We start from the raw sequence: 17,397 nt of genomic DNA, 5'->3' as shown, positions 1-17,397 counted from the left end.
GTGCGGCGGGCTAGCGGCCGCCCTGCTCGTCGCGGCGGCGCTGCCAGCGCTCCTCGATGCGGTCCATCACGGAACGCTTCTGCCGGGCCGGACGGCGGGCCTGCGGAGCGCCGGCGGTCTGCTCGCCCGGCTTGGGAGCCTTGCGCCAGCCGGTCACGACCAGTACGGCGCAGCCCAGCATGACCAGGAAGCCCACCACACTGACCCAGATGAGCTTCTGGACGACCATTCCTGCCATGAGGAGCGCGATACCTACGAGGAAGCCCACGACCGCCTGGTAGACCCGCCGCCGGGTGTACGTACGCAGCCCGCTTCCCTCGAGCGCCGACGCGAACTTGGGATCTTCGGCGTACAGCGCTCGCTCCATCTGCTCGAGCATGCGCTGCTCGTGCTCCGAGAGCGGCACGGAGTCCTCCTCATCGTGCAGTCGCCGGGGCGACTCGGGGGGTCCCTTAAGGATAGGCAGGGAATCGCCCCCGTGAAACCCGCCCCTCTGCGCCAATTGGCCAACCGGAATCCGCCATGTCGGTCCGGATCCGCTGAGGCTTGCATTCCCCGGCGGGCGGGCCGTCATGCCGGACGGTCTCCTTCGATCATACGGCTCCGAGCCCGTGTCCGGGCGGCCTGTGGCGGACTGCATGCCCGGCCGCGGCACCGGTCGGCGGCCCGTCCCGCGGGGCCGCTCAGACCTCTGCCGCGCCCTCGGTCTCACCGAGTACGTGGAGCTGCGTGGCCACGGAGTGGAACGCGGGCCGCTCGGCCGCCGCCGCCTCCAACTCCAGCAGGGCGTCCAGCGCCCCGGGCTCGGTGTCCACCAGCACTCCGGGCACCAGATCGGCGAAGATCCGCACCCCGTGCACGGCGGCGACCCGCAGGCCCGCGCCCTCGACGAGGGCGGTGAGCTGCTCGGCGGTGAAGCGGCGCGGCACCGGGTCGCCCTCGCCCCAGCGGCCCTCGGGGTCGTCGAGTGCCTGCCGGGCCTCCTTGAAGTGCCCGGCCAGGGCGCGTGCGAGCACGGCGCCGCCGAGACCGGCGGCGAGCACGCTCAGGACGCCCTCGGGGCGCAGGGCGGCCACCGCGTTGCGCACGCCCTCGGCGGGGTCGTCGACGTACTCCAGGACGCCGTGGCACAGCACGGCGTCGTAGCCGCCGCGCTCGACGACGTCGAAGAGGCCGTGGGCGTCGCCCTGGACGCCCCGCACCCGGTCGGCGACGCCGGCTTCGGCGGCGCGGCGCTCCAGCGCGAACAGCGCGTTGGGGCTGGGGTCGACGACGGTGACCCGGTGGCCGAGCCGGGCGGCGGGCACGGCGAAGTTGCCGCTGCCGCCGCCGGTGTCGAGGACGTCCAGGGAGTCCCGGCCCGCGGCCTTGACCCGGCGGTCGAGGGCGTCGTGCAGGACCTCCCAGACCACGGCTGTGCGGAGTGAGGCGCGGGGGCGGGAGGGGTCGGGGCGCAGCGACGCCGGCTGAGGCTGGTGGCGGGAGACGGGCGGGCGGGTCGGGTCCGACACGGCAGTTGACTCCTCGGCGCGGCACCGCCTCTTGCGCGGCGGAGCGATCGGACTGCCCCTCCCCGCCCGGCGCGCGGGAACTGGAAGGGCTTCAGGCGCCCTCCACCCTATTGCCTCCACCCCCCGACCTGCCGCTCGGCTCCACGGCCCCCGCGCTCGCCGTCCCGCCGAGGCCGGGGCGGGGGATGACCGGCTGGAGGAGGAGCAGGCGTTCGACCAGGCGGATGAACATCGCCACGTCCCGTATCAGGTCGTCGGCGTCCCGTTGGCCGGCCGCGCCCCGGATCCCGGCCTCGGCGCGGGCGCGGCGCGCGGCGCCCGCGGCGAACAGGGCGCTCCACTCGGCGAGTTCGGGCGCGATCTCGGGGAGCACTTCCCAGGCGCTCCTGATGCGGGCCCGTCGGCGCGGGGTGGGATCGGGGCGCCCCCGCGCGGCGAGCACGGCGGCCGCGGTGCGCAGTGCGGCGAGGTGGGCCGTCGCGTACCGCTCGTTCGGGGTGCGCAGGGCGGTGGCCTCCGCGAGGCCCTCGCGGGCCTGGGCGAGCAGGCCGAGGGCGGCGGGCGGGGCCGGGGCGCGGCGCGGGACGGGGTGCACGTCGCTCGCCGGACCGGTCAGTGAGGGGGCAGGGCCGGTGGCGCGGTACCGACGGGCGGCGGCTGCGGACGAGTTGGCCATGACGAACCTCCTGTCGTCTGGGTGACGGCACGTGTGCCGTATGTGCCCATCGTGAGGTATGGCACTGACAATCCGTTCTGACCTGGCATTTTGCCTCCGCCGCGCAGTGTGGAGGGCCCCTACGCCGCACCCGGCGCCGGGGCCGCGACCGCGCCGCCCGCCGCCCCTGCCGCGCTCTTCGCGAGGTGCCGACCTGTGACAATCAGGGCCATGGAACGCAGCAGCGTCACGCCGGGCGGCCGTACCCGCCGCGAGGCCACCCGGCAGAAGCTCTACGAGGCGGCCGTGACCCTCATCGCCGAGCAGGGGTTCTCCGCCACCACGGTGGACGAGATCGCCGAGCGGGCGGGGGTCGCCAAGGGCACCGTCTACTACAACTTCGCCAGCAAGTCCGTCCTCTTCGAGGAGCTGCTGCGGCACGGCGTGGGGCTGCTCACCGCCTCCCTGCGCGAGGCGGCCGACCGGACGGCGCGGGAGGGCGGCGGCCGGGTCGACGCCCTGGACGCCATGGTCCGCGCCGGGCTCGTCTTCATCGACCGCTACCCGGCCTTCACCCAGCTCTACGTGGCCGAGCTGTGGCGCACCAACCGGTCCTGGCAGGCCACGCTCCTGGTGGTGCGGCAGGAGGCGGTCGCGGTCGTCGAGGGCGTGCTGCGCGACGGCGTGGCGAACGGGGAGTTCAGCGAGGAGGTCGACGTGCCGCTGACCGCCGCGGCGCTGGTCGGCATGGTGCTGGTGGCCGCGCTGGACTGGAAGTCGTTCCAGCCCCAGCGTTCCCTGGACGACGTGCACGCGGCGCTGTCCCGGCTCCTTCAGGGCCGGGTCAGCGGCCGCCTCTGAGGCCCGCGCCCGAACAGCGCCGGGCACGGACCGCGCACGGGAAACGCCGGCGCGCGCCGGCCGCGTCCCCCGCGGGCCGCCGCGCACCGGCGTCTCCCGGTCGAGGGCCGCGCCGTTCCGCCGCCCCGTGTCGGCGGTGCCGGCGTCGTGCCCCCTTCCGTGCCCTCCACTCTCCCGTCCGCGCGGGTCGCGTCCCATCCGTGCGCGTACTCATCTCGCCGACTAGGTACGGATACTCAGTCCCGCGTGCCCGCCCCCAGGACTCCGCGCGGCCCGCTGGCTACGATCGCCTCCGTGTCCGTACTCCCCATGGTGTTCACAAGCGGCTGGGCCAGCGGCATCAACGCGTACGCGGTGGTGCTGCTGCTCGGTGTGTTCGGTGCGACGGGACTGAGCGACGACGTCCCCGGAACCCTGCAGCGGCCGGAGGTGCTGATCGCGGCGGGCGTGCTGTTCGTGCTGGAGGCCGTCGCCGACAAGGTCCCCTACGTCGACTCGGTGTGGGACACGGCGCACACCGTGATCCGCCCGGTCGCCGGTGCCTGGGTCGGCGCGCTGCTCGCGGGGCAGAGCGGCTCGATGTCGGACGTCACCGCGGGTCTGGTCGGCGGCGGTACGGCGCTGGCCAGCCACTTGGTGAAGGCCGGGACGCGGATGGCGGTCAACACCTCGCCCGAGCCCGTGAGCAACATGGTCGTGAGCCTGGCCGAGGACCTCGGAGTGGCCGGGCTCGTCACCTTCGCGGTCTTCCACCCGCTGGCCGCGGCGGTCGTCGCGGGCGTCCTGCTGCTCGCCGGGATCGTGATCGTCGCCTTCCTGGTCTCCCGGATCCGCCGCTTCCTGCGCCGCCGGGCCCAGCGCCGGGAGGAGAAACGCCGGCTCGCGGCCGGGGCGGGGTCACCGCCGGGCTGACCCGCGCGCAGCCGCACGCATCCGGGAAACCGCTGGTCAGCGCCCCGCGGCCGGGATTGTCAGCGGCGGTCGATAAAGTCGCGCACATGGCACGGATTGCGGTGATCGGCGCCGGGATGGGCGCGATGGCGGCCGCCGCCCGGCTGGCCGTCGCGGGCCACCGAGTGGCGGTGTACGAGCGTACGGACACGTACGGCGGCGCGCTGCGCCGTTTCGAGCGGGACGGTTTCGCCTTCGACACCGGCCCCGGGCTGCTCCCGCTGCCCGCGGTCCACCGCGATCTGTTCGTCAAGACCGGCAAGGAGCCACTGGAGGACCGCGTCGAGCTGGTCCAGGTGGATCCGTCCGCGCGGCACGTCTTCGCGGACGGCACCGAGGTGTCCCTGCCGAACGTCTCGCGCGCGGGCGTCGTCGCCGCGCTGGACGAAGCCCTCGGCGCCGGCGCCGGCAAGCGCTGGGGCGATTTTCTGGTGCGGGCCCGCGAGGCCTGGGACCGCGCCCGCCGCCCGCTCCTGGAGGAGCCGCTGTGGCCCAACTGGCAGGTGCTGGCCGAGCGCGAGCCGTACCCGGCGGTGCCGCACAAGCGCCTGCTGCGCACCCGCCGGGCAAGCACGCTCGCCGAGGTCGCCGCCTGGGAGCTGCGCGACCCGCGCCTCGCCGCCCTCCTGGAGAGCCACGCGCTCGCGTACGGCCTCGATCCGCGGACCGCACCGGCGAGCGCGGCCGTACTGCCGTACCTGGACCACGCCTTCGGCACCTGGTACGTGCGCGGCGGCCTGCGCGAGCTGGCGCGCGCGGTGTACGAGCGGTGTCTGGCCCGCCGGGTCGAGTTCTTCTTCGGCGCCGAGGTCACGGGGGTCGTCCGCAAGGACGGCCGGGCGGCGGGCGTGGAACTCGCCGACGGGACCGTGACCGATGCGGAGTTCGTGGTCGCCGGTGTGCCGCCCCGGACGCTGGAAAGCATGGTCCGGGGTACGGCCCTGCGGGGTGCGGGCGAGGTGCCGCCGCAGCCCCGGGCGCCCAGCCGCCTGACCGTGCTGCTGGCGCTGCGCGGCGGCCGTCCCGAGGGGACGGCGCACCGGACCGTGGTGCACGCCGAGGACCGGGCGGCCGAACTCGACGCGCTGTTCGGCGCGGCCCCCGGGCTGCCCGAGCGGCCCACGGTCGCCGTGTCGCGTCCCGGCGATCAGGCGCTGGTCCCGGACCCGGGGCACGAGGCGGTCACGCTCACGGCGACGGTCCCCGCGTCCGCGTCGGCGGACCTCCGGGCGCAGGCCGACCGGATGATCGCCGTCGCCTCGCGGGCGATACCCGGGCTCCGCGACCGCCTGCTCTGGCACGAGGTGCGCACCCCGGCCGACATCGCGCGGGTGACGGGAGCGGAGGGCGGGGCCGTCCCCGCGCCGACGCTCGCGGCCGCTCAGGGGCGCCTGCTGCACCCGGCGAACACCACGGGCCTCGCGGGCCTGTTCACCGTGGGCGGCTGGTCCCACCCCGGGGGCGGGCTGCCGCACGCCGGGATGTCGGGGGCGCTGGTGGCCGGACTGATCGTGGAGGGGCCGGAGTTCCGCGGCTCCCAGTGAGCCCGGGAGCGTTCAGAAACGGTACTGCTCGTCGTAGCCCGTGCCGTGCTGCGGCTGCCCGTGGCTGTCGCCCTGGTACGGGTAGGCCTGCTGCTCCTGCGGGAGTTCCCCGCCGTAGGCCTCGTCGGTGCGCTGCTGCGGGACCCACACCCCGCCGGCCGGCGTCTCGCCGCCGTAGCCGGCGTAGGCGTCCTGGGTGCCGTAGTCCTGCTGGCCGTACCCCTGCTGGGCGTAGCCGGTGTCGTAGGAGCCGTCATAGGTCTGGGTGCCGGCGTACGGGTCGGAGTAGGCGGCGTACTGCTGCTGGCCGGAGGCGTCGTAGCCGTAGCCCTGCTGCCCGTAGCCGGAGTAGTCGTACGCGTGGCTCTGGTCGGCGCCCTGGGCCGCGGTGGCGTACTGGTCCTGGGTCTGGTCGGCCCCCGGGTAGGGCGACTGCGTGCCGCCCTGGTGGGCCGAGTCGCCGTAGACGCCGTAGGAACCGGTGTCGTCGGGCATGGGCTGCGGCTCGTACACGGCGGCGGCCTCGGCGGCCGTGGGCTCGGTGGTGGCGAGAGCTGGGGTGAAGACGTCGTCGCGGTCGTCGTCGCCGTGGGCGTAGGGCCGGCCCTCGTGGTCGTAGGACTCACCCTCGTGGCCGTGCAGAGCCTCCATGGTGCCGGTGGCGCCGTCGGACACCTCGAGGTCGGAGACCTCCAGGGTCGGGTCCTGGTGCTCGGCCTTGCCGCGGCGGCGCGGCTTGCCGCCGTCGGCCTCGGGCCGGTTGACCGCCCAGCCCGCCGCGAAGCCGCGCCGGAAGGACAGGGTGACGTAGGTCTGGCCGACCGCGAAGGCGGCCGCGCCGAGACCGATCACGATGACGGAGGGGATCAGGACCCCGAGAACGACACCGAGGAAGCCGCCGAAGGCCAGCAGCCGCCAGCGCAGCCGTGCCTTGTACTGCAGCAGCACCTCGCCCAGCAGCCACAGCGCGACGATGCCGAACGCGATGTAGAGGACCGTCCAGCCCATGTACGCCCCTCTCCCAGTGGCCGCTACGCAGTGTGTCGTACGCGGGTGCGGCCGGTCTAGGTCCGCGGCCGGTGGTGCAGACCCAGGTTCTCGTAGATTTCCAGCGTCGCCGTGGAGTTGTTGAGCGTGATGAAGTGCAGCCCGGGCACTCCCTCGGCCCGCAGTCGCGCACAGAACTCGGTGGCGAACTCGATCCCAAGGGAGCGTACCGCCGCCGGATCGTCCGCCGCCGCGCGGATCCGCTCTTGGAGGTCGTCCGGGATGGCGGCGTTGCTGAGTTGGGGCAGACGCTCGAGCATCTTCACGCTCGTGACCGGCATGATCTCGGGAATGACGGGTGTCGCGCAACCGGCGGCGGCGACCCGGTCGCGCAGGCGGAGGTACGACTCCGGCTCGAAGAACATCTGCGTGATGGCGTAGTCGGCGCCCGCGCGGCACTTGTCGACGAAGTGCGCGACGTCGGTGTCCCAGTCGGCCGAGCGGGGATGCATCTCGGGGAAGGCGGCCACGCCTACGCAGAAGTCGCCCGACTCCTTGATGAGCCGGACGAGTTCGGCGGCGTAGGTCAGTCCGCGGGGGTGCGGGACCCAGTCGCCCATCGGGTCGCCGGGCGGGTCGCCGCGCACGGCGAGCATGTTGCGGATCCCGGCGTCGGCGTACTGGCCGATGATGTTGCGCAGTTCGGCGACGGAGTGGTTGACCGCGGTGAGGTGCGCGACCGGGGTGAGCGTCGTGTCGGACACGATCTGCTCGGTCGCCTTGACCGTGCCCGCGCGGGTGGAGCCGCCGGCACCGTACGTCACCGAGACGAAGTCGGGGGCGACGGCCTCGACCCTGCGCAGCGCGTTCCACAGGTTGCGCTCGCCCTTCGCCGTCTTCGGCGCCCAGAACTCGAAGGAGTACGTGCTCCTGCCGGTGGCGAGCATGTCACGCACGGTGCGTGCGCGATCAGTCCTGGTGGATGCGGTTCCGAGGGCCATACTGGCAGGCTATCCAGGGCGCGGCGCTCCCCCAACCGAGCACCGGAAATTTGCCTGGATTGTCGGCTTCTTGTCCACCCTTCGGACAACGGGGCGGAAATGAGCGGGTCGGACCCGACCGACTGTCCGAAAAGTGAGACGCCGGAGCGACCGGCCTCCGGTCGTGTCGCGCCCTGGGCCAGCCACCGCGCCCGGCCGTTCCGCACCGCGCTCTACGCCGCCTGCCGCAGCCGCCCGGCGAACTCGGCCGCCGCCGCTCCGGGGTCGTCGGCCTCGGTGATCGCCCGGACCACGACGACACGGCGGGCGCCGGCCTCCAGGACCTGGTCCAGGTTGCCGAGGTCGATGCCGCCGATGGCGAACCAGGGCCGGTCGGTGCCCAGCGAGGCGGTGTACCGGACCAGGTCCAGGCCGGGGGCGGGCCGGCCCGGCTTGGTGGGCGTGGGCCAGCAGGGCCCGGTGCAGAAGTAGTCCACGCCGTCCTGGACGGCCGCCGCGGCGGCCTCGTCCTCGGCGTGCGTGGACCGGCCGATCAGGACGCCGTCGCCGAGGATGGCGCGCGCGGCGGGCACCGGGAGGTCCCCCTGCCCCAGGTGCAGCACATCGGCGCGGGCCGCGTGGGCGACGTCCGCCCGGTCGTTGACCGCGAGCAGCTTCCCGTGCCGGGAGCACGCGTCGGCGAACACCTCCAGCAGGTCCAGCTCCTCCCCCGCCTCCATGCCCTTGTCCCGCAACTGCACGACGTCGACCCCCGCGGCCAGCACAGCGTCCAGGAAACCGGCCAGATCCCCCTGCCGCCTGCGGGCGTCCGTGCACAGGTACAGGCGCGCCGCACCGAGCCGGTCACGGGTGTCGGCCGCGGCGTCGGCAACGGCTGCGGCAGCGGTCTCGGGCATACGAGGGTCCCCCGGGCTCGTCGGTTCGGTGGCTCGTCCGGCCACTCGGACGGACCTTACCCGCCCCTCCCGACCGGCCGGCTCCGCCTCCGCCCGCCCGGCCGCGGGGGGGCCGCGGCCGGGGGGCGCGGAGAAGCGGCCGGGTCAGACGGCCAGCGCCTGGGCGCGGCGCTTCACCTCTGTGCCACGGTTCTCACTCAGGGCCTGGGCGGGGGTGCCGGGCAGGGTCGGGTCGGGGGTGAACAGCCATTCGATCATCTCTTCGACCGTGAAGCCGTCGTCCCTCAGGAGCGTCAAGGTGCCGGACAGGCCCTTGACGACCTTGTCGCCGTCGATGAAGGCGGCGGGGACGTGCAGCGCGCGGTTCTCACCCCGGCGTACGGCGATGAGCTGGCCCTCCTTGACCAGCTGCCGCACACGTGTCACCTCGACGCCGAGCTGTTCGGCGATGTCGGGAAGGGTGAGCCAGGCAGGGACGAGAGCGTCGATCTTCGTGTCAATCTCGGTCACGGAAACAAGCGTGCCATCTGCCACCGACACTCGGAAGCCAGGCCCGTCCACTCGGGGACACGCGCCTCACGCCGTCGCCGCCTTCAGGGGCTTCGCCGGGTCCGCCAGCAGCAGCGGATCCATGGGCGTGCCCGACGCGATCAGCCGCCGCCCCTGCGCCAGATCCCGCGGCCGGCCGACGGCCAGCAGGGCGACGAGCCGGCCCTCGCGGAGCCAGCAGACCGTCCAGGCGGGTCCGGTGCGATCGCCGCGCCAGACGACAGTGTCGGCCGACGTGTGGTGTCCGGCGTACTGCACGAAGCGCCCGAACTGCTCGGACCAGAAGTACGGCACCGGGTCGTAGACCACGGGGGTGAGGCCGACGATGTCGGCCGCGACCGTGCGCGGGCCCTGGAGCGCGTTGTCCCAGTGGTGGATCAGGAGGCGCTCGCCGTACCGTCCCGAGGGGAACGAGGCGCAGTCGCCGACCGCGTACACGTCCGGCACGGACGTGCGCAGACGGTCGTCGGCCAGGACGTCCCCGTGCGGGCCCAGTGCGATGCCGGAGCCGGCCAGCCAGCCCGTGGCGGGGCGCGCGCCGATGCCCACCACGACGGCGCCCGCGGGCAGCCGCGAGCCGTCGTCGAGCACGACCGCGCCGGGTTCGACGCGCTCCACGCGCGCGTGGGTGCGCAGTTCGGTGCCGCTGTCGGCGTACCAGGCGGTCATCGGCTCGGCCACCTCGGCGGGCAGCGCCCCGGCGAGCGGCCGGTCCGCGGCCTCCACGACGGTCACGGCGCAGCCCGCCTCGCGCGCGGCGGTGGCGAACTCGGCGCCGATCCAGCCGGCGCCGACGACCACGATGTCGTGCTGCTCGGAGAGCACCGGCCGCAGCCGTTCGGCGTCGTCCAGGGTGCGCAGCAGGTGGACGCCGGGAACGCCCTCCGCGCCGGGCAGCCGGATCGGTTCGGCGCCGGTGGCCAGGACGAGGACGTCGTACGGCACCGGCCCGGCCGAGGTCTCCAGCACGTGCGCGCCGGGCCGCACGGCCAGCGCCTCGCAGCCGAGCCGCAGTTCGAGGCCGAGCGCCTCGAAGTCGATGTCGAAGGCGGAGCCCTCGGCCTTGCCGAGCAGGACGGCCTTGGACAGCGGTGGCCGGTCGTAGGGCTGGTGGGGCTCGGCGCCGATCAGTGTCACGGTGCCGGTGAAGCCCTGCTCGCGCAGGGCGACCGCGGTCTGCACACCGGCCATGCCCGCGCCCGCGACGACCACGCGCCGCGGCCCCGATGTGCCCTGTTCCTGCGTCTGGTCGCTCACCTGATCACCTTAAGTCAACTGACGGAGCGTCAGTCAGGGGTGTGCGGAGTGACCTGCTCCACAACCGGCTCCCTCAACCTGCCCGACAGACTCTTCCCTCATGCCCGGCCGCCCCGGTCCGTGGCAGGCTCCCTTACCGGGGCGGTGCTCCGCGGGCTAGGGTGGCCCGTACAAGCACTCGCGGGAGCCCGGACGCACCGGGCTGAGAGGGAGGCTGGCGGCCTCCGACCGTACGAACCTGATCCGGGTCATGCCGGCGAAGGGAGGGGCTGGACGCCCATGTCGTCGCCTTGTACGTCAGACGTCCTCGTCGTGGGGGGCGGGATCATCGGCCTTGTGACGGCCTGGCGCTCGGCGCAGCGCGGGTTCGCCACGGCCGTGGTGGACCCCGAGCCGGGCGGCGGGGCCGCGCAGGTGGCCGCCGGGATGCTGGCCGCCGTCACCGAACTGCACTACGGCGAGCAGACCCTGCTCGGACTCAATCTGGCCTCCGCCCGCCGCTACCCGGACTTCGCGGCCGAGCTGACCGAGCTGACCGGCCACGACCTCGGCTACCGCCGCTGCGGCACCCTCGCCGTGGCACTGGACGCCGACGACCGCGCCCACCTGCGGGAACTGCACGACCTTCAGCGCCGCTCGGGCCTGGACTCCGAGTGGCTGTCCGGGCGGGACTGCCGCCGCCTCGAACCGATGCTCGCGCCGGGCGTGCGCGGCGGTCTGCGGGTGGACGGCGACCACCAGATCGATCCGCGGCGGCTCGCCCGCGCCCTGGTCGACGCCTGTGAGCGGGCCGGCGTGGTCTTCCACCGCGGCTGGGCCGAGCGGCTCACCGTGGCCCGCGACCGGGCCACGGGGTGTGTGCTGCGCGACGGCACCGCGCCGGCCGCGGACCGCGTGGTGCTCGCCGCCGGCAGCCGCAGCGGACGGCTCGCGGGCGTCCCGGACGAGGTGCTGCCGCCGGTGCGGCCGGTGAAGGGGCAGGTGCTGAGGCTGACGGTGCCGAAGCGTTACGCGCCGTTCCTGAGCCGTACCGTGCGGGCCGTGGTGCGCGGCAGCCAGGTCTACCTGGTGCCGCGGCTGAGCGGCGAGCTGGTCGTCGGGGCCACGAGCGAGGAGCTGGGCTGGGACACGACAGTGACGGCGGGCGGCGTGTACGAGCTCCTGCGCGACGCGCACGAGCTGGTGCCCGGGATCACCGAGCTGCCGCTCACGGAGACCCGGGCGGGACTGCGGCCCGGCTCCCCCGACAACGCGCCGCTGCTCGGCCCGACCGGCCTGGACGGCCTGCTCCTCGCCACCGGGCACTACCGCAACGGCGTGCTGCTCACGCCGGTCACCGGTGACGCCATGGCGCACGTCCTGACCACCGGCGAGCTGCCGGACGAGGTCCGCCCCTTCTCCCCCAGGCGTTTCCACGCCACGGCACTCACGGAGCAGCCCGCATGAACATCTCTGTCAACGGTGAGCCCCGCCGCGTCGAGCCCGGCACGTCCCTCGGCACCGTCGTGCAGGCGCTGAGCGCGGCACCCTCCGGCGTGGCCGCCGCCCTCAACGAGACCGTCGTCCCGCGCGCGCGTTGGTCGTCCACGGCCCTGGCCGAGGGCGACCGCGTCGAAGTGCTGACCGCCGTCCAGGGAGGCTGAGCCATGGCCGACGACCCCTTCGTCCTCGGTGGTACGTCCTTCACCTCCCGGCTGATCATGGGCACCGGCGGCGCGCCCAGCCTGGAGGTGCTGGAGCGGGCACTGGTGGCCTCCGGCACGGAGCTGACCACGGTCGCGATGCGGCGGGTCGACCCCTCCGTGCACGGCTCCGTGCTGTCGGTGCTGGAGTCGCTCGGGATCCGGGCGCTGCCCAACACCGCGGGCTGCTTCACGGCGGGCGAGGCGGTGCTCACCGCCCGGCTGGCGCGGGAGGCGCTGGGCACGGACCTGGTCAAGCTGGAGGTCATCGCCGACGAGCGCACGCTGCTGCCGGACCCGATCGAGCTGCTGGACGCTGCGGAGACGCTGGTCGACGACGGGTTCACGGTGCTGCCGTACACGAACGACGATCCGGTGCTCGCGCGGAAGCTGGAGGACGTGGGCTGCGCCGCGATCATGCCGCTCGGCTCGCCCATCGGGTCCGGGCTCGGTATCCGCAACCCGCACAACTTCCAGCTGATCGTGGAGCACGCGCGCGTGCCGGTGATCCTGGACGCCGGGGCCGGTACGGCCTCGGACGCGGCGCTTGCCATGGAGCTGGGGTGTGCGGGGGTGATGCTCGCCTCAGCGGTGACACGGGCGCAGGAGCCGGTGATGATGGCCTCGGCGATGCGTTCCGCCGTGGAGGCGGGGCGGCTGGCCCGGCTGGCCGGGCGGATCCCCAAGCGGCACTTCGCCCAGGCGTCGTCCCCGGCGGAGGGCATGGCCGGGCTGGACCCGGAGCGGCCCGCGTTCTAATGCCGCGACGGGCAACGTTCGCCCGCGACGGGGCGTGCGTCGGCTGCCGGGGCACCGGCCGGTCATCGCCCCGTACGGGTGCGTGTACCGCGTCACAGGTCGGCTTCAGTCCCGCCGCGACACTGTCCGCGATCGGTGTGTGTCCGTGACGGCTCGTAGACTCGCCTGCGTGGATACGACCCTTCAGGACCCTCTCGTCGGGCAGGTGCTCGACGGCCGCTATCGCGTCGACGCACGGATCGCCGTCGGCGGGATGGCCACGGTCTACCGGGCCCTGGACACCCGTCTCGACCGGGTCCTCGCCCTCAAGGTGATGCACCCGACGCTCGCCGCCGACGGCTCGTTCGTGGAGCGGTTCATCCGGGAGGCCAAGTCGGTCGCTCGGCTGGCCCATCCGAACGTCGTGCAGGTCTTCGACCAGGGCACGGACGGGACGTACGTGTACCTCGCCATGGAGTACGTGGCCGGCTGCACCCTGCGTGACGTGCTGCGCGAGCGCGGGGCGCTCCAGCCGCGCGCGGCGCTGGACATCCTGGAACCGGTGCTCGCCGCGCTGGGGGCCGCGCACCGGGCCGGGTTCGTGCACCGCGACATGAAGCCGGAGAACGTCCTGATAGGGGATGACGGCCGGGTCAAGGTCGCCGACTTCGGGCTGGTGCGGTCCGTGGACACGGTGACGAACACCACCGGTGCCGTCCTCGGCACCGTCTCCTACCTCGCGCCGGAGCAGATCGAGCGCGGCACCGCAGACCCCCGTGTCGATGTGTACGCGTGCGGTGTCGTGCTGTACGAGATGCTGACCGGCGGCAAGCCGCACCAGGGGGAGTCCCCCGCCCAGGTGCTGTACCAGCACCTGCACGAGGACGTGCCGGCCCCGTCGGCGGCCGTGCCGGGACTGCCCCTGGAACTGGACGAACTGGTCGCGGAGGCCACCGCCCGCACCCCGGACATCCGGCCGCACGACGCGGTCGCGCTGCTCGCGCGGGTCCGTGAGGCCCGGTCCGCGCTCAGCGCGGACCAGCTCGACGCGCTGCCGCCGCAGGCCCTCACCGCCGAGCACGACAACGCCGAGGACCGTACGAGCGTCATCCCGCGCGCCCTGACGACGCGAGTCCGCGACGCGCAGAGCGCACGGTCCGAGGCCGCTCTCAACCGCACCAGCCGGCTCCAGGCTCCCCCGCCCCCACCGCGGCCGGCCGGCGCCCGGCGCCCCGGGCGGCCCCGGCGGACCCTGCTCACGGTCGTCGCCGCCGTCCTGCTGGTCCTCGGAGTCGGCGGAGGCGTGTGGTACATCAACTCCGGCCAGTTCACGAAGGTCCCGCCGCTGCTGACGAAGACCGAGGCGCAGGCCAGGGAGCAGCTCAAGAAGGCCGGTCTCGGTGTCGACCGGGTCGAGCACGCCTACAGCGACACGGTCGGGCGCGGCACGGTCCTCAGCACCGACCCTCAGGCGGGAGCGCGCATCCGCAGCCACGGCTCCGTGACGCTCACGGTGTCCGACGGCCCGGAGACCGTGCGGGTGCCCGATCTGAAGGGCCACCGGCTGGACGAGGCGCGGGCCCTGCTGAAGCAGGAGGGCCTGGAGCCGGGCATGGTGAGCCGGGAGTTCAGCGACGACGTGCCCCGCGACGTCGTGATCGGCACGGATCCCGGGGCGGGCACCGACCGGCACGCGGGCTCGGCGATCGCGCTCACCGTCAGCAAGGGCCGCGCGGTGGACGTCCCGGACGTCACCGGCGAGGACCTGAACGAGGCGCGGTCCGACCTCCAGGACGCCGGTCTGAAGGTGCGGATCTCCTCCGAGCAGGTCACCTCCGATTTCGACAAGGGCAAGGTCGCCCGGCAGAGCCCGGAGGGCGACAGCGAGGCCGCCGAGGGCGACACGGTCACACTGACGCTGTCCAAGGGCCCGGAGATGGTCGAGGTGCCGGACGTGACCGGCAACAGCGTCGGCGACGCCAAGAACACGCTGCAGAAGGCCGGCTTCCAGGTGCGAGAGGACCGCGGACTGCTCGGGCTGTTCGGCGACACCGTCAAGCAGCAGTCGGTGAAGGGCGGCGACCGGGCGCCGAAGGGCTCGACGATAACGATCACCATCCGGTGACGGCGGCCGGGCGGCCGCGGGCCGCCGGGCGCGTGACACCCTGAACGGGTGAGCAGTCAGCGGTCCCGTCCCCTCCCAGGCCCCTCCCGCAACCCGATCGGCGGCCATGTGCCCGTCGCCGGCGGGCTGCATTCCGTGGGCCTGTCCTACGCCCGTGACCTCGGAGCCGAGACCGTGCAGGTCTTCGTCGCCAATCCGCGCGGCTGGGCCACGCCCGCGGGCAGTCCGCGGCAGGACGAGCAGTTCCGCGCGGCCTGCGCCGAGCAGTCGGTCCCGGCGTACGTCCACGCCCCGTACCTGATCAACCTCGGTTCCCACACCGAGGCGACCGTGGAGCGGTCGGTGGAGTCGCTGCGGCACTCGCTGCGGCGCGCCCGGGAGATCGGCGCGCTGGGCGTCGTCGTCCACACCGGGAGCGCGACGGGCGGCCGGCACCGGTCCGTCGCGCTGAAGCAGGTACGGGAGCACCTGTTGCCGCTGCTCGACGAACTCACCCACGACGACGACCCGTACCTGCTGCTTGAGTCCACCGCGGGCCAGGGTGCCTCGCTGTGCTCGCGCACCTGGGACTTCGGGCCCTACTTCGAGGCGCTGGACGCCCATCCGAGGCTGGGCGTGTGCCTGGACACCTGCCACGTCTTCGCCGCCGGGCACGACCTGACCGGCCCGGACGGCATGCACCGCACGCTGGACCTGCTGGTGGAGACGGTCGGCAAGGGCCGGCTGAAGCTGATCCACGCCAACGACTCCAAGGACGTGGCCGGCGCGCACAAGGACCGGCACGAGAACATCGGCGCCGGCCACATCGGCGAGGACCCCTTCCGCGCCCTGATGACCCACCCCGCCACCGAGGGCGTCCCGCTGGTCATCGAGACCCCGGGCGGCAAGGAGGGCCACACGGCGGACGTGGAGCGCCTGAAGCGGCTCAGGGACGGATGAGGAAGGTGTGAGGGGGCACCGGGGCGGGCGTCAGAGTTCCGGTCCGTCCCCCGGTTCCTCCTGGTAGGAGTAGCGCTGCTCCTTCCAGGGGTCGCCGAGGTTGTGGTAGCCGCGCTCCTCCCAGAAGCCGCGGCGGTCGGCGGTCATGTACTCCACGCCGCGGACCCACTTGGGGCCTTTCCAGGCGTACAGGTGGGGGACGATCAGGCGGAGCGGGAAGCCGTGCTCGGCGGTGAGCAGCTCGCCGTCCTTGTGGGTGGCGAAGAGGGCGCGCTCCGAGGTGAAGTCCGACAGGCGCAGATTGGAGCTGAACCCGTACTCCGCCCACACCATCACATGGGTGACGTTCTCAGCGGGCGGGGCGATGTCCAGGACGGTGCGCGCGGGGATGCCGCCCCACTCGGCGCCGAGCATGCTGTACTTCGTGACGCAGTGCAGGTCGGCCACCACGGTGGTGTACGGCAGCGCCGTGAACTCCTCGTGGGTCCAGCAGTGCTTCTCGCCGTCCGCGGTGGCGCCGAAGACGCGGAAGTCCCAGCGTTCGGGACGGAACTTGGGCACCGGTCCGTAGTGCGTCACCGGCCAGCCGCGCTGGAGCCGCTGTCCCGGCGGAAGTTCCGGCTGTGCCGCTCCCGTCGGCACTCCCCCAGACGCGTCTCCTGACGCGCGTTCCACCGGCTGACCCATGTCTCCATCCTGACAGACCGGAGGGGGTGCACATGACCAGCCCGGGGGCGATTCGGACAACTCACACTAAGCCTGTACTTACTGGACGGCTGTGTGTGCCGGTGCAATCATGCGCGGGATCGGCCCAGACACGTCCGGAAGGAGCCCCGCCGCCATGCAAGGCGACCCCGAGGTGATCGAACTGCTCAACGAGCAGCTGACCGCCGAGCTCACCGCGATCAACCAGTACTTCCTGCACTCCAAGCTCCAGGACCACAAGGGCTGGACGAAGCTCGCCAGGTACACCCGCGACGAGTCGTTCGACGAGATGCGGCACGCGGAGCTCCTGACCGACCGCATCCTGCTGCTTGACGGTCTGCCGAACTACCAGCGGCTCTTCCACGTCCAGGTCGGTGAGACGGTGACCGAGATGTTCCGCGCCGACCGGCAGATCGAGGTCGAGGCCATCGACCGGCTGCGCCGGGGCGTGGAGCTGATGCGCGACAAGGACGACATCACGTCGGCGAACATCTTCGAGGCGATCCTCGCCGACGAGGAGCACCACATCGACTACCTGGACACCCAGCTCGAGCTGGTCGACAAGCTGGGCGAGGCGCTCTATCTCTCGACCGTCGTCGAGCAGAGCCAGCCGGACCCGTCGGGCCCCGGCACGCACGGCTTCTCCGGCCACTGAGGCGGCACAAGGCCGCCCAGCGCGCTAGGCGGCGTCGCCCAGCTCCTCCGGACCGGCGCCGGACGTGCGGCCCGTGAGCGGCGCGAGCGCCGGGCCGCCCTGGTCGATCAGTTCCCGGCGCGGGCACGCGCCCCGGCCGAGCAGTGCCTGGATGCGGCGTACGCAGCCGCCGCAGTCGGTGCCCGCCTTGCAGACGGAGGCGATCTTGCGGGGGGTGCAGGCGCCGTTGTCCGCGTGCTGCTTGACCTGCTGCTCGGTGATACCGAAGCAACTGCACACGTACACGCGGTTCACCTCCCACCGGGATCGGTTCAGTGGCGCCGTCCCGAATCTCGGTGAGG

General features: G+C 73.5%; 19 protein-coding genes and 1 riboswitch. Of the genes, 9 read left to right on the top strand and 10 right to left on the bottom strand.

Translation table 11 applies throughout. The features are described from left to right. Window positions 1–10: 10 nt before the first annotated feature. From ACF09J_RS01590 to ACF09J_RS01580, 3 genes are all read right to left on the bottom strand, one after another. On the bottom strand, window positions 11–406 hold the full coding sequence (locus ACF09J_RS01590) for a DUF3040 domain-containing protein (protein ID WP_392303350.1): 396 nt from the start codon (window positions 404–406) through the stop codon (window positions 11–13). Between the two features lie 277 nt (window positions 407–683). Then, window positions 684–1,511 carry a class I SAM-dependent methyltransferase gene (locus ACF09J_RS01585; RefSeq protein WP_392303349.1) on the bottom strand — a complete coding sequence of 276 codons (828 nt, stop codon included), beginning with the start codon at window positions 1,509–1,511 and terminating at the stop codon, window positions 684–686. A gap of 91 nt (window positions 1,512–1,602) precedes the next feature. Continuing rightward, on the bottom strand, window positions 1,603–2,187 hold the full coding sequence (locus tag ACF09J_RS01580) for an SAV_6107 family HEPN domain-containing protein (RefSeq protein ID WP_392303348.1): 585 nt from the start codon (window positions 2,185–2,187) through the stop codon (window positions 1,603–1,605). A 210-nt stretch (window positions 2,188–2,397) separates the two neighbouring features. Here ACF09J_RS01580 and ACF09J_RS01575 point away from each other — a divergent pair, with 210 nt between their 5' ends. The 3 genes from ACF09J_RS01575 to ACF09J_RS01565 all read left to right on the top strand — a co-directional run bounded on the left by ACF09J_RS01575 (window position 2,398) and on the right by ACF09J_RS01565 (window position 5,522). After that, on the top strand, window positions 2,398–3,027 hold the full coding sequence (locus ACF09J_RS01575) for a TetR/AcrR family transcriptional regulator (RefSeq protein ID WP_392303347.1): 630 nt from the start codon (window positions 2,398–2,400) through the stop codon (window positions 3,025–3,027). A gap of 294 nt (window positions 3,028–3,321) precedes the next feature. Continuing rightward, window positions 3,322–3,939: a DUF4126 domain-containing protein gene (locus ACF09J_RS01570; protein WP_392303346.1), complete on the top strand. Its 618-nt coding sequence runs from the start codon at window positions 3,322–3,324 to the stop codon at window positions 3,937–3,939. 86 nt (window positions 3,940–4,025) lie between these two features. Then, window positions 4,026–5,522: a phytoene desaturase family protein gene (locus ACF09J_RS01565; protein WP_392303345.1), complete on the top strand. Its 1,497-nt coding sequence runs from the start codon at window positions 4,026–4,028 to the stop codon at window positions 5,520–5,522. A 12-nt stretch (window positions 5,523–5,534) separates the two neighbouring features. Here ACF09J_RS01565 and ACF09J_RS01560 read toward each other — a convergent pair whose 3' ends face one another. The 5 genes from ACF09J_RS01560 to ACF09J_RS01540 all read right to left on the bottom strand — a co-directional run bounded on the left by ACF09J_RS01560 (window position 5,535) and on the right by ACF09J_RS01540 (window position 10,212). After that, complete coding sequence (locus tag ACF09J_RS01560) at window positions 5,535–6,530, bottom strand: hypothetical protein (RefSeq protein WP_392303344.1); 996 nt, start codon at window positions 6,528–6,530, stop codon at window positions 5,535–5,537. A 56-nt stretch (window positions 6,531–6,586) separates the two neighbouring features. Further along, complete coding sequence (gene metF, locus ACF09J_RS01555) at window positions 6,587–7,510, bottom strand: methylenetetrahydrofolate reductase [NAD(P)H] (RefSeq protein ID WP_392303343.1); 924 nt, start codon at window positions 7,508–7,510, stop codon at window positions 6,587–6,589. A gap of 212 nt (window positions 7,511–7,722) precedes the next feature. Next, window positions 7,723–8,406: a thiamine phosphate synthase gene (gene thiE, locus ACF09J_RS01550; protein ID WP_392303342.1), complete on the bottom strand. Its 684-nt coding sequence runs from the start codon at window positions 8,404–8,406 to the stop codon at window positions 7,723–7,725. Window positions 8,407–8,550: 144 nt separating this feature from the next. After that, window positions 8,551–8,916: a helix-turn-helix domain-containing protein gene (locus ACF09J_RS01545; RefSeq protein WP_141361701.1), complete on the bottom strand. Its 366-nt coding sequence runs from the start codon at window positions 8,914–8,916 to the stop codon at window positions 8,551–8,553. 66 nt (window positions 8,917–8,982) lie between these two features. Next, window positions 8,983–10,212 (bottom strand): NAD(P)/FAD-dependent oxidoreductase, encoded by a 1,230-nt coding sequence (locus ACF09J_RS01540; RefSeq protein WP_392303341.1) that lies wholly within the window; start codon window positions 10,210–10,212, stop codon window positions 8,983–8,985. A 170-nt stretch (window positions 10,213–10,382) separates the two neighbouring features. Beyond that, window positions 10,383–10,494: riboswitch (TPP riboswitch) on the top strand. Between ACF09J_RS01540 and thiO the strand changes: the two genes are divergently transcribed. From thiO to ACF09J_RS01515, 5 genes are all read left to right on the top strand, one after another. Next, complete coding sequence (gene thiO / locus ACF09J_RS01535) at window positions 10,492–11,658, top strand: glycine oxidase ThiO (RefSeq protein ID WP_392303340.1); 1,167 nt, start codon at window positions 10,492–10,494, stop codon at window positions 11,656–11,658. Its footprint overlaps the riboswitch before it by 3 nt. Then, complete coding sequence (gene thiS / locus ACF09J_RS01530) at window positions 11,655–11,855, top strand: sulfur carrier protein ThiS (RefSeq protein ID WP_392303339.1); 201 nt, start codon at window positions 11,655–11,657, stop codon at window positions 11,853–11,855. The genes thiO and thiS overlap by 4 nt, the downstream gene beginning before the upstream one ends. Window positions 11,856–11,858: 3 nt before the next feature. Further along, on the top strand, window positions 11,859–12,653 hold the full coding sequence (locus ACF09J_RS01525) for a thiazole synthase (protein ID WP_392303338.1): 795 nt from the start codon (window positions 11,859–11,861) through the stop codon (window positions 12,651–12,653). 169 nt (window positions 12,654–12,822) lie between these two features. Further along, window positions 12,823–14,757: a Stk1 family PASTA domain-containing Ser/Thr kinase gene (pknB, locus tag ACF09J_RS01520; RefSeq protein WP_392303337.1), complete on the top strand. Its 1,935-nt coding sequence runs from the start codon at window positions 12,823–12,825 to the stop codon at window positions 14,755–14,757. Window positions 14,758–14,805: 48 nt separating this feature from the next. Next, window positions 14,806–15,696: a deoxyribonuclease IV gene (locus ACF09J_RS01515; RefSeq protein ID WP_392303336.1), complete on the top strand. Its 891-nt coding sequence runs from the start codon at window positions 14,806–14,808 to the stop codon at window positions 15,694–15,696. 30 nt (window positions 15,697–15,726) lie between these two features. Here the strand turns inward: ACF09J_RS01515 and ACF09J_RS01510 are convergent, their stop codons facing one another. Beyond that, the gene (locus ACF09J_RS01510; protein ID WP_392303335.1) at window positions 15,727–16,383 is read right to left on the bottom strand and encodes a sulfite oxidase-like oxidoreductase; all 657 of its coding nucleotides are present in this window, start codon (window positions 16,381–16,383) and stop codon (window positions 15,727–15,729) included. Between the two features lie 154 nt (window positions 16,384–16,537). Between ACF09J_RS01510 and bfr the strand changes: the two genes are divergently transcribed. After that, on the top strand, window positions 16,538–17,056 hold the full coding sequence (gene bfr, locus ACF09J_RS01505; protein ID WP_392303334.1) for a bacterioferritin: 519 nt from the start codon (window positions 16,538–16,540) through the stop codon (window positions 17,054–17,056). A 24-nt stretch (window positions 17,057–17,080) separates the two neighbouring features. On the opposite strand, the gene ACF09J_RS01500 is transcribed toward bfr, so the two are convergent. Then, complete coding sequence (locus ACF09J_RS01500; RefSeq protein WP_100572356.1) at window positions 17,081–17,341, bottom strand: bacterioferritin-associated ferredoxin; 261 nt, start codon at window positions 17,339–17,341, stop codon at window positions 17,081–17,083. Window positions 17,342–17,397 lie beyond the last annotated feature (56 nt).

The sequence above is a fragment of the Streptomyces sp. NPDC014889 genome, from assembly GCF_043081205.1.
Classification (GTDB): Bacteria; Actinomycetota; Actinomycetes; order Streptomycetales; family Streptomycetaceae; genus Streptomyces.
Note: the sequence above shows the minus strand (reverse complement) of the source record. Positions and strands in the feature narration are given on the sequence as shown.